Origin of the sequence: Streptomyces sp. CWNU-52B, assembly GCF_047444975.1 — a bacterium.
Taxonomy (GTDB): Bacteria; Actinomycetota; Actinomycetes; order Streptomycetales; family Streptomycetaceae; genus Streptomyces.
The window spans coordinates 30,934-42,645 of sequence record NZ_JBLFJV010000050.1; the positions used below are offsets into that span (position 1 = coordinate 30,934).

Consider the following 11,712-nt stretch of genomic DNA (forward strand, 5'->3'; position numbering starts at 1 on the left):
ACGGCCGGCACGGCGGCCGGCACCACACGCACCACGACGCCCACCCCGACGCCCACCCCGGCGGCCGCGGCAAGCGTCTTCTCCCGGCAACCACCGCAGAATCCCCCGCACTTCACCGTGGTATCCGGCGCTCGGCGCCATAAGATCCAGACCGCACCGACCGGCGTACGAGTCCAGCGTCCGCCGATTCGCTCCCGCACGAGCCGCGCTCCCCTCCCGCCCGGGAGAACTCCCCCTTCCCAGGAGGCCGCTCATGACCACCGCCAAGCCACCGTCGGACCCACACGATCAGGCCGCCCAACGCGGTCTGGACGACTCGGAACTCGCCGAGTTCGGTTACAAGCCCGAGCTGAAGCGCACGCTCGGCAACTTCCACACCTTCGCCGCCGGCATCAGCTACATCTCCATCCTCACCGGCACCTTCCAGCTCTTCTACTTCGGTTACGGCAGCGGCGGCCCCGCCTACTGGTGGTCCTGGCCCATGGTCTTCGTCGGCCAGTTCATGGTCGCGCTCTGCTTCGCCGAGCTCGCCGCCCGCTATCCCGTGGCCGGGTCCGTCTACAACTGGTCCAAGAAGGTGGGCAATCCCCACATCGGCTGGCTGGCGGGCTGGACGATGCTGATCGCCTCGGTCGTGTCGATCGCGGCCGTGGCCCTCGCCTACCAGCTGACCCTTCCTCAGATCTCCTCCGTGTTCCAGTTCGTGGGCGACGGCACGGGCAAGTACGACGTCGCCACCAACGCCGTACTGCTGGCCTCCGTGCTCATCGTCTTCACCACCCTGGTGAACGCGCTCGGGGTGAAGCTGATGGCGCGGATCAACACCGCGGGCGTCTTCATCGAGCTGATCGCCACCGTCGTCCTGATCGTGCTGTTCGCGGTGCACATCACCCGCGGCCCCGGGGTCGTCCTGGAGACCAACGGCACGGGAGCGGGCCAGCCCGGCGGCTACCTCGGCGCGTTCCTGGTCGCGTCGCTGGCGTCCGCGTACGTGATGTACGGCTTCGACACGGCCGCCTCGCTCGGCGAGGAGTCCCTCGACCCGTCCCGCAACGCGCCGCGCGCCATCATCCGGGCCATCGTCGCCTCCTTCCTCCTCGGCGGACTCATCCTGCTGCTCGCGCTGATGAGCGTGTCCAGCCTGAAGGGCGAGGAACTGTCCACGGACGGCCTGCAGTACGTCGTCCTCAACGTGCTCGGTGAGGACGCGGGCAAGGCCATGCTGTGGTGCGTGTTCATCGCGGTCACCGTGTGCGCGCTGGCCGTGCACACGGCGGCGATCCGGCTGGCCTTCGCGATGGCCCGCGACAACAACCTGCCCGTCTCCGCCAAGCTGGCCAAGGTCCATCCGCGCTTCCAGACCCCGATCCTGCCCGCGGTGATCATCGGTGTCCTCGCCCTGGCGATCCTCGTGGTCAACATCCGCCAGCCGCAGATCTTCACCGTGGTCACCAGTATCGGCATCATCCTCATCTATCTCGCGTATCTGCTGGTCACCGGGCCCATGCTGGTGGCCAGGCTGCGCGGCACCTGGCGCCCCGCGGGCGAGGGCAAGTTCTCGCTCGGCCGCTGGGGCCTGCTCGTCAACATCGTCGCCGTGGTGTGGGGCTCGGCCATGATGATCAACCTGATCTGGCCGCGCGCCGCGGTCTACAACGCGGCCGCTCCGTACCACTGGTATCTGCGCTGGGGTGCCGTCCTGTTCGTCGGCATCGTGATGGGGGGCGGCTTCGCCTACTACTGGTTCGTGCAGCGGCACCGCACGGGGGTGCTCGCCGAGCACCGGTACGCGTCCCCCGACACCCCGTCCCAGGACTCCCAGGAGGTCACCTCCCCATGAACGCAGCCGAGCTCCCCACGAACGAAGACGAGTTCGACTATGTGGTGGTGGGCGGGGGTACCGCGGGCAACGTGGTCGCCGCCCGGCTCTCCGAGGACCCGTCCGTCACGGTGTGCGTCCTGGAAGCGGGGCCCAGTGACGTCGGCGACGACGCCGTGATGAAACTGGAGCGCTGGATGGGGCTCCTGGAGTCGGGCTACGACTGGGACTACCCGGTCGAACCGCAGGCCAGCGGCAACAGCTTCATGCGGCACGCCCGCGCCAGGGTGCTCGGCGGCTGTTCCTCGCACAACTCCTGTATCGCCTTCTGGGCACCGGCCGAGGACCTGGACGACTGGGCCGCCGCGGGCTGTACGGGGTGGAGCGCGGCCGAACTCTTCCCGCTCTACCGGCGGCTGGAGAACAACGACGCTCCCGGCGAGCACCACGGCCGCACCGGCCCGGTGAAGCTCCGTACGCTGAAGAGCGACGACCCCTGTGGCACCGCCCTGCTGGCGGCCTGCGCCCAGGAGGGCATCCCGACGACCGCCTTCAACACGGGCAGGACGGTCGTCCGGGGCGCCAACTGGTTCCAGATCAACTCCGACGAGAACAACATCCGGCAGTCCTCGTCGGTCGCGTATCTGCACCCGGTCCTCGGCAAGCGGCCCAACCTCGACGTCCGTACCGGCGTCCGCGCCAAGAAGCTCGTGCTCGACGGGCGGCGCTGCACCGGCGCCGAGTACCTGGACCCGGATCTGATCCACCTCCGGACGGTACGGGCCAGGCGCGAGGTGATCGTGTCCTGCGGCTCGATCGACAGCGCCAAGCTGCTGATGCTGTCGGGCATCGGGCCCGCCGGGCATCTGCGCGAGGTGGGCGTCGACGTGGTGGTGGACGCGGCCGGCGTGGGCGAGAACCTCCAGGACCATCCCGAGGGCGTCATCATGTGGGACGCGAAGCAGCCCATGCCGACCACCTCCAGCCAGTGGTGGGAGGCGGGCATCTTCTACGACACCGAGCCGGGCCTCGACCGGCCCGACCTGATGTTCCACTACGGCTCGGTGCCGTTCGACATGAACACCGCGCGGTGGGGCTATCCGACCTCGGAGAACGCGTTCTGTCTCACGCCGAACGTCACGCGCGCGAAGTCACGCGGCACGGTGCGGCTGCGGACCCGCGACTACCGGGACAAGCCCCGGGTCGATCCGCGGTACTTCACGCACGAGCACGACGCGCGCGTGATGACGTACGGGCTGAAGCTGGCCCGGCGTATCGCGGCACGGCCCGCGCTGAGCGGGTGGGCGGGGGCGGAGCTGGCCCCCGGGCCCGATGTGCGCACGGACGACGAGTTGCTCGACTACATCCACAAGACCCACAACACCGTCTATCACCCGTCGTGCACGGTGAAGATGGGCGCGCACGGGGATGCCTCCGCGCCGCTCGACCCGCGGTTGCGGGTCAAGGGGGTGGAGCGGCTGCGGGTCGCGGACGGGTCGGTGATGCCGGATCTGGTCAGCGTCAATCCGTGCGTCACGACGATGATGATCGGCGAAAAGTGCGCCGATCTCCTGAAAGAGGACCGGTCGTAGGAGGTGGTGGGAAGCTGCGGGTCCCTTGTGGCTGGGCGCGCAGCTCCCCGCGCCCCTAAGGAGCGCTCTGTGTGGGCCTCTTGTACATACGGGTGGCCGTGATCTCCGTGTGTGCGGCCTCCCCGGCCGGGACCTCCCTCGGGAGGCCCGGCCGGAGGTGCTCCTCCACGCTGATGTACTTCAGGCCCGCCCTCAGGTCGGCGTCGTTGCGCAGCCGGATGACCAGCGGGAACTCGGCGAGCGCCGTCGTGTCGAACAGGCCCGTGGTGTAGAGGAGCTGGACGCCCAGGGCGTCGGACACGGCCCGCTGCAGCTCCAGCAGGTACGTCGCGTTGGCGCGCCCGATGGGGTTGTCCAGGAACAGCGTGCCGGCGTGGCGGTGCTTGTCGCGGCCCCGGTCGTTCGAACGCAGGGCCGCCATCGTGCAGTAGAGCGCGATGGCCGCGGTGAGCAGCTGGCCGCCCGAGAACACGTCGCCCATCTGTCCGACGGGGACGCGCTCGGCGCGCAGCACGGCGTCGGGCTTGAGGATCTCGACCGCGACGCCCTTGGGCTGAAGGGCCGCGGCGACCGCTCTGAGCAGCAGGGACATCCCGTCGCGGCGCAGGTCGGAGTTCTTCTTGACGGCCGCTCTGGTCGCCTCGTCGACGACCTCGCCGAGCCGTTCGGCGAGTGTGGCCTGGTCGGGCTCCTCGAAGCGGATACGGAGGAACTCCTGGCCCGACCACTCCCCCAGCCCTTCGGGCAGCCGGGACAGCCGCTGGGCCGATCTGAGGGTGGCGAGCGCCGACTCGACCAGCCCGCGCAGCCGGTCCACGATCGAGTCGCGGTTGCGCTCCAGCTGCGCCAGCTCGTCGGTGAGGACCCGCAGCCGGGGTGCGAAGGCGTCCGCCCACTTCTGCGCGTGCTCGGGCAGGGCGGCGGCGGGCAGCTCCCGGATCTGCTGCCGCGCGGGGGTGCGTACCTGCTCGTAGCGGGTGGAGTTGGCGTGCCGTACGAGGATGTCGCTCGCCTCGCGCACGGCGGCCTCGGCGGCGGAGAGGTCGGCCGCGCAGCCGCGCAGGGAGCGGCGGGCCTCGACGGCGGACTGCCGGGCCTCCTCCAGGGTGCCGGGGTAGGGCTCCGGCTCCTCCTGCTCGTCGTCCGTGTGCTCGCGCAGGAGGTCACGGAGCAGGGCGGCCGTCTCGTCGAAGCCGCCGGCCGCGTCCTCGGCGGCGCGGTGGGTGTCGAGCAGTTCGGTGTGCGCCGCGCGCGCCTGACCCAACGCGTCGGTGCGGGAGGCGAGTTCGCCGGTGGCGGTGCGGAGCAGGCTCTGCGCGTGCTCGGCGCCGCGCGGCACGAGGTCCTCGGGCAGCTCGGTGTGGGCGTCGCCGTCCTCGGGCGCGTGGCGCTCCGCCTCGCCGCGCAGCCGCCCGAGCTGTTCACTCGCGGTCGACACCCGGCCTTCGAGGAGCTGGACCAGTTCCTCGGCGCGGGCCACGGCGGACTGCCGGGACGGGCCGTCGGAGCCGTCGGTGGACTCCAGGAGCTGGGCGGCCCGCGTGCGCACCTTGTTGGTCAGCCGGTTCAGCTCCGTGAGCGCCGTGCTCTCGTCGCTCTCGGCCCGCGCCTGCTCGGCGCGCAGGTCGGCGCCGACCCCGACCTTCTCGTACAGCTGGGAGGCGGCCCGGTACGCCTCGCGCAGGGCGGGCAGCGACGACTTCGCGGCGGTCGGCTCCTCCTGCGGCAGGTCGTCGGGGGCGCCCGCGATCTCCGCGCGCTCGGCACGCAGCGCACGGGCCGTGCGGCGGGCGTCGTCGGCGGCGCGCTGGGTGCCCCGCCGGTCCTCGTCGGCGGCACGGGCCCGCTCAACACAGGACTGGGCGCGGGCCTCCGACTCGGCGGCCTCGTCGGCGAGTTCCCGCAGCTTGACCTGCCAGCCGGCGCGCTCGCGGAGCCGGAAGGCGAGTCCGGCGAGCGCGTCGGCCGCGCGCCTGGCCCGCTGGGCGGCCTCCTGCCGTTCGTCCCGTACGAGGGCTGCCTCGGCGGCCGCCTCGTCGGCCTCGGTCCGCACGGCCCGTGCCTCGGCCAGCTCGGCCTCGGCCTCCTCGGCGAACGTCCGCGCGTCGGCGGCGGCCGTGGCCAGTTCGGTGAGCCGGCCCGCCGGGCAGCCCGTGCGCCAGGAGGCGAGCCGGGCGGCCAGCTCCCGGTCCTTGGCGAGCCGGGCGGCCAGCTCGCGGATCTCGTCGTCCCGTTCGGCCGCGCGGGTACGCAGCGTCCGGCGCTCCTCGTCGGCGGCGTGCTCGTCGTGCATCGCCGGGTTCGGCGGGACGAGGAACACGCCGGCCCGGTCCGCTTCGGCCGCGTCGGGAGCCGGGGTCGGGGCCAGCAGCGCGGCGGCCGTACCGACGGCCACGGCGGAGCGCGGGAGGAGCGCGGCGTCGGTGAGGGCTTCCCTGGCCCGCGCGTGGGTGTCCGGGTCCGTGATGATGACGCCGTCGACCAGTTCGGGCCGGGCGGCGAGCACGCGCGCGTGGTCCACGGGGTCGACGGCCTGGGCGAGGTAGCGCCAGCCGGGCAGCGCGGGGATGCCGTGCTCTCCCAGGTACTCCACGGTGGCCAGCACGTCGGGTCCCGGCGGCAGCAGTCCGCCGTCGCCGAGCGCGCCGAGGATCCGGGAGTCGTCGGCCGCGGCGGTCCGCAGGTCGAAGAGCTGTCGTTCGGCGGAGGCGACCGTGTCGTCGAGGAGCTCCCGCAGTTCGTCGGCGTAGTGATCCAGCTCCCTGGGTGTGAGGGAGCCGTCGGACGCGGAGTCGTCGGTGGCTCGGTCGCCGGCACCCGGGGTGTTCCCGCCGTCGGCGGCGTCCGTCGTGGCGGTCGCGCGACGGGGCTGCGGCAACGACGGACGTCCGGTGCCTCCCGAGGTCCCCGTGCCGCCCGGCAGGCTGAGCAGTTCGGCCAGCCGCTCCTCTGTCGCCAGTGCCTCGGCGGTGCGCCGCTCGGCGTCGTACGCGTGTCCGGCCGCCGTCGAGGCGTCGGCCGCGCGAGCCGCCGTCAGTTCGGCGCGGGACTCGGCGGACGCGGCCTCGCGCGCGTGGTCCGCGGTGCGCCGGGACGCCTCGCGCGCGGTGTCCCACGCGGCGACGGCGCTCTTCTCGGCGTCACTGGCGGCCAACGCGGCGCGGGCCGGGTCGGCGTCGGGCGCGCTGTCGTCGAGCCAGCCCGCGCGCACCGCCTCGGCGGTCTCCTGCTCGACCTCGCCGAGGCGCTGGCGCAGATGGCCGACCTCGCTGCGGGCGCGCTGGGCCTCGGTGGCGGCGGAGGTCGCGTCGCGGTGGGCGGCCTCGCCGACCTCCTGCAGCGCGCTCGACCGCTCCTCCTCCTCGTTGGCGACGGACTCGGCGCCTTCGGCGGCCGCGTGCAGGGCGCGTACGAGGTCGACGGCGGCCCGCGCCCGAGCGGCGAGCGCGGGTGCGGCGTCCCGCTCGGCCTCGCGGATCGCCGCTGCCACGCGCGTGGAGCGGTCGGCGGCCGCGCGGTGCCGCAGGACGGCTTCGGCCGCCTGCCACGCGGAGTGCAGGGTGCGCGCGTCGGCGAGCTCCTTCTTCTGCGCGGCCGCGGCCTTCTCGGCCCCGGCGAGGGCCAGGGAGGCGTGCCGGTAGGCCAGTTCGGCCGCGATCAGCGCGCTGCGCTCCCTGGCGCCCTCGGCCTCGGTGACCCGGTGCGCGGCGCCGGTGACCTGCTGGGCGAGGTCGCCGGTGCGGCCCCGCTCCAGCACGGCGCGTGCGGAGAGCCGCCTGGCGAGTGTGCGCGTACGCCGTTCGGCGGCCGTGTGGATCTCCCGCGCGTGGGAGCGCGCGCCGGTCGCCTCGACGATCCGGCCGAGCAGGTCCACGGAGCCCGCGGTGAACTCCCGCTCGGCGATGAGTTCGGCCCGGCGCCCCAGTTTGTTGCCGAAGCCGCTCACCAGGTCGGCGAGGCCGTCGGTGTCCCGGGTGTCGGTGACCGCGCGCAGCAGCAGGTCGGTGAAGTCGGAGTCCTTCTTGACGGCGAAGAGACCGGCGGCCTCGCCCTCGTCGGCGTTCATCTCGCGCTGGTAGCGGAAGAGTTCGGGGTCGAGGCCAAGGTCGCCGAGGTGTTCGATCCACCGGTCGTGGATCTCCTCCCAGTGCGCTTCGAGGTGCGGGTACGCCTTGCCCGCCTCGGTGAAGGCGTCCCGGAAGCCCTTCATGGTGCGTCGCCGGCCCCGCGCGCCGGACACGCCCTCGGCGCTGGGCCGCACGGAGGTCGCCTCGGCGACCGGCAGGTTGTCCAGGCTCAGCCCGGGTCCCGGCCGGAAGGAGTACCACGCCTCGGCGAACTTCCGCGGGTCGCTGGAGACCTGCCGTCCGCGCCACTCGCTGACCTTGCCGACCACGACGCACTCACCGGTGAGGGTGTGCTGCCACTCCAGCGCCACGTGTCCGCAGTCGTCCGCGAGCAGGAACTTGCGCAGCACGCCGGAGCTGGCGCCGCCCAGGGTGTTCCGATGGCCGGGCAGCATCACCGAGAAGATCAGCTTGAGCAGTACGGACTTGCCCCCGCCGTTCTCCAGGAAGAGCACACCGGCGGGTGCGGGGCGGCGCGGCGGTCCGACGGGCTCCTCCTCGAAGAACTCCGCCTGGGTGGGCGCGGGGTCGGGCACGGGCGCGCCGACTCCGCGCAGGTCCAGCACCGTGTCGGCGTAGCGCGCACCGGCAGGCCCGATGGAGTAGAGGCGGACCCGGGACAGCTCGTACATGGCGGCGGACTCTCGTAGTCGTGAGGGGGATGGTGCGGGGAGTTGCGGGGTCGATCAGGTGGTCCGTCGGGGGCCGGCCGGGGATCTGCGGCCGGTCATGAGTGGAACGGCAGTCCGGCGTCCGCGGCCAGTTCCAGGTCGTCGGTGCCCTCGGCGGGCAGCAGGCTCGCGGTGCCGTCGGTCACCGGCACGACGCCCAGCTCCAGCAGTTCGGCCAGGGCGGCGCTGCCCGCCATGTCCCGGACCTGGAGCTGGTAGCGGGCGGTCGTGCGGTACGTCCCTCCCGCGTCGTCCCCGGTGCGCTGGAGGAAACCGGAGTCGGTGAGGAACGCGGCCGCCTTGCCGACGATGCCGGTGGTCGAACCGGCGAGTCTTCGCGCGTCCTTGGTGGCCCCGGCGGAGCTGCGCCGCGCCCAGATCCGCCAGGCGGTCTCGAGGCCCGGCGCGTCCGTCGCCGGGTCGGTGTTCTCCCCCTGCTCCTCGGCCCGCTCCTCCAGCCGCCGGCAGGCCTGTCGGACGAAGGCGTCGACGCCGTTGACCGACACGCGTCCGATGTACCCGTCGTCCGCGAGGTCCTCGGGCCTCGGGAAGGCCATGGCGGCGACGGCGAGGTGGGCGAGCCCGTGCAGGAAGCGGTCGCCCGAGTCGGCGGACGCCCGTCGCGCGTAGTCGCCCATGCGCACGGCGAACACCGAGTCCTCGGCGGCGCTGACCGCCATGCCGGCCCGCGGGGACACCTCCATGACGACGAGGCCGAGCCCGGTGGCCACGGCGTCGGCGAGCCGGGCGAAGGGCGGATCGTCGCGGTAGCGCCGCAGCAGCTCGGCGTACTCCTGGTCCCGTGCGGGCTGCACCTTGGGCTGCAGCCCGAAGGCCACGAGCCGCGCTGCGTCGGCGGTGTCGGCGGGAGTGACGACGACGCCCACCGGCCCCGCGACCGCCTCAGGCTCACTCCACTCGACGTACTCACTCACGACTGCTGCCACTCCTTCGACTGATGGCGGGGCTGAGGACAAGCGCTCCTTCAGGGGCGCGGGGAACTGCGCGACAAGCCACGGCCGGCCCGCAGGTCACGACGCACCCGCGGGACCCCACCCCTGGCACCGGACTGCTCACGCCGCCTCCGTGCGGCCGGCCGTCATCCCGGCGACGTCCAACAAGGCCATGCCGACGATCAGGTCGGCCCCGCCGAACTCCTCGTCGTCCAGCTCGACCCCGTCGTCCACCGCGAACAACAGCCTCTCCTCGCCCTGCCGGTAGGCGGTACCGACCGGCGGGCTAGCCGCGTGCACCGCCAGCAGGGCGACCAGGTACGGCAGCTCGGGGTCCTGGCGCCGCGCGTCCGCGAGCAGCCCGGACAGCCGGCGCGGCGCGTCGGCCGGCAGGTCGAGCAGTTCCATGGCCGCGGCGAGCTGTTCCTCGCTGAACCGGCTGTCGTCCGGTGTGGCGATCAGATCCGGCTCGGGCATCTCGGCGCCCAAGTGCTCCCGCTCGACCGGTGGTGTCAGCAGCAGATCGACCAGGTCACCGACCCGGACGGACGCGGGGGTGCGCAGGCCCGTCCCGCGTGCGAAGAAGGCGTCGGTGACGCGCAGCGCCTGCTCCAGGGGCAGCGGCAGCACGGGGGCGACGAGGTGGCCGTAGAGGTCGATGCCCGAGGTCGTCATCGGGGTCGCGAAGGCCTGGCGGTCCTGCTCGGCGCGGAACAGCGGCCCGGCCTCCAGGAGCCGGGACTGCAACTGCGTGTGGCGCCGGATGCAGTCCTTGACGATGTCGACGAGCTCGGCGGCGCGGCGCTTCTGCTCGGGGTCCTCCGACTCGTCCCGTGCCTTGCGGATGTTGGTGAGGATCGCGTTCTCGTGGCGGTAGCGGTCGGCCACGTGGTCGAGGGCCTCGGCGATCATGTCGGGCACGGCCTGGATCCAGTCCACCGCCCGGACGTTGCGCCGGGTGGCGTCCAGGGCTCTGCGGAGCGTCTCCGAGTACTGCACGGTGCGGTAGCGGGCCTGTTCGGCGGCGAGCTGGGCGTCCGCGAGACGGCCCCGGCTGATCAGGACCTCCAGCTTGACCTCGGCGGCGATCTGGGCGCTGGTGACGTCGGTGTCCAGGGCGCCCACGAGGACGTTGACCGCTTCGTCCGTCGTGCGGAGATAGACACTGCCTCCGTGGTCCGGGACCTCCTCGATCAGCTTGAAGTCGTAGTCGCGGCGCACGTACGAACCGTCGGGCGCGAACGTTCCGTACACGGCCCGGAAGCCGCGGTCGACGCTGCCTACGTTGATCAGGTTCTCCAGGACCCAGCGCGCCACCCGTTCGTGCTCGGTGACGGGGCGCCGCGGGGCCTGGGCCGCGATGCGCGGGATGAGCCTGGCCACTATCTGGTCGTGGTCGGCGCCCGTGTCGAAGTCCATGTTCAGCGTGATGAGGTCGATGGAGGCGAGGGCCACCTCCGCCATCCCGTACACCGAGTACTCACCCGCGAGGTTCGCCTTGCGCACGTCGAGGTCGTGCAGGGGCGCGGTGCAGGCGAGCGCGCGCAGCCGCCGCGCCAGGCCCTCGTCGGCGGCCGGGCCGGGGGCGGGGCGGGACGCTGCGCCGAGCTGGGGCGGAACACGGTCTGTCGGTGCGGGCGAAGTCACGGTGCACAGACTAGGTCCTGGGTCTGACATCCACCCAAATCGCTCCCCCGGGTGCGGGCCGGACGGGGCTGGGCGCGCCGTTCCCCGCGCTCCTAGAGGGGCTCCGCCACGCGACGGCTGTACACCTCCACGACCCTTCTGCGGGAGTCGTCGAGGTAGACCGCCAGGAGGCTCTCGGCCTTCTCGGGGTCGCCGTTCTGCAGGGCTTGCAGGATCTGGCCGTTGCGGGCCAGGTAGGGCTCGTGCAGGCTCTTCGGGTCGTCCACGAGGTGGAACGCGAGCCGGAGTTCGGCGAAGACGCTGCGCATCAGCTCGTCGGTGCGGGCACTGCCGGCCAGCGTGACCAGCTCCCGGTGGAAGTGGATGTTGGCCGTGCCCAGGCCCTTCCAGTCGCTGTCGCGGGTCGACCGCCGTCCGTCCTCGACCGCCCTGGCGAGTCCGTCCACCGCGTACGGCGGCTTGCCGAGCCCGCGGACGACGGCGCATTCGACGAGGCTGCGGGTGCGGTAGATGTCCTCGACGTCCTCGACTGTGAGGACCCGCACGAAGACACCCCGGTTGAGCTGATGGACCAGCAGCCGTTCGTGCGTGAGCAGCCGGAAGGCCTCGCGCAGGGTGTTGCGCGAGACACCGAGCGCGCTGCCGATGCTGTCCTCGGACAGGCGCGCGCCGGGTGGGAAGTACCCCTCCGCGATCCGGCTCCTGAGGATGTCCGAGACCCGCTCGGCCGTGCTGGTGCGACCCAGCAGCGCGCGGTCGTCCGCAAGTCCGTTCAGTTCGGCCACGGTCGAATTCAATCGCAGATACAAGAACGAAACAACATGGGTATTGAAGGATCGTTCAACGATCCTCTACCTTGCTTATCAGGCAACCGCACATGCCCGGCACGACCCGGCACGGCTC

6 protein-coding genes are annotated in these 11,712 nt (G+C 72.5%); 2 read left to right on the top strand and 4 right to left on the bottom strand.

The features are described 5' to 3' along the window. Positions 1-253: 253 nt before the first annotated feature. Both ACLVWQ_RS32975 and ACLVWQ_RS32980 read left to right on the top strand, forming a co-directional pair. Complete coding sequence (locus tag ACLVWQ_RS32975; RefSeq protein ID WP_414112907.1) at positions 254-1,840, top strand: APC family permease; 1,587 nt, start codon at positions 254-256, stop codon at positions 1,838-1,840. After that, positions 1,837-3,411, top strand: coding sequence for a GMC family oxidoreductase (locus tag ACLVWQ_RS32980; RefSeq protein ID WP_414112908.1), 1,575 nt, complete (start codon positions 1,837-1,839; stop codon positions 3,409-3,411). The genes ACLVWQ_RS32975 and ACLVWQ_RS32980 overlap by 4 nt, the downstream gene beginning before the upstream one ends. 55 nt (positions 3,412-3,466) lie before the next feature. On the opposite strand, the gene ACLVWQ_RS32985 is transcribed toward ACLVWQ_RS32980, so the two are convergent. The 4 genes from ACLVWQ_RS32985 to ACLVWQ_RS33000 all read right to left on the bottom strand — a co-directional run bounded on the left by ACLVWQ_RS32985 (position 3,467) and on the right by ACLVWQ_RS33000 (position 11,594). Next, on the bottom strand, positions 3,467-8,170 hold the full coding sequence (locus ACLVWQ_RS32985; RefSeq protein WP_414112909.1) for a hypothetical protein: 4,704 nt from the start codon (positions 8,168-8,170) through the stop codon (positions 3,467-3,469). Positions 8,171-8,265: 95 nt separating this feature from the next. Further along, positions 8,266-9,144 (bottom strand): hypothetical protein, encoded by an 879-nt coding sequence (locus ACLVWQ_RS32990; protein ID WP_414112910.1) that lies wholly within the window; start codon positions 9,142-9,144, stop codon positions 8,266-8,268. Positions 9,145-9,282: 138 nt separating this feature from the next. After that, complete coding sequence (locus ACLVWQ_RS32995) at positions 9,283-10,809, bottom strand: hypothetical protein (RefSeq protein WP_414112911.1); 1,527 nt, start codon at positions 10,807-10,809, stop codon at positions 9,283-9,285. Between the two features lie 92 nt (positions 10,810-10,901). Next, positions 10,902-11,594: a GntR family transcriptional regulator gene (locus tag ACLVWQ_RS33000; protein ID WP_414112912.1), complete on the bottom strand. Its 693-nt coding sequence runs from the start codon at positions 11,592-11,594 to the stop codon at positions 10,902-10,904. Between the last annotated feature and the right edge of the window lie 118 nt (positions 11,595-11,712).

Coding starts and splice junctions, on each gene's coding strand:
- ACLVWQ_RS32975 (WP_414112907.1), top strand. CDS start 254: ATGACCACCGCCAAGCCACCGTCGGACCCACACGATCAGGCCGCCCAA.
- ACLVWQ_RS32980 (WP_414112908.1), top strand. CDS start 1,837: ATGAACGCAGCCGAGCTCCCCACGAACGAAGACGAGTTCGACTATGTG.
- ACLVWQ_RS32985 (WP_414112909.1), bottom strand. CDS start 8,170: ATGTACGAGCTGTCCCGGGTCCGCCTCTACTCCATCGGGCCTGCCGGT.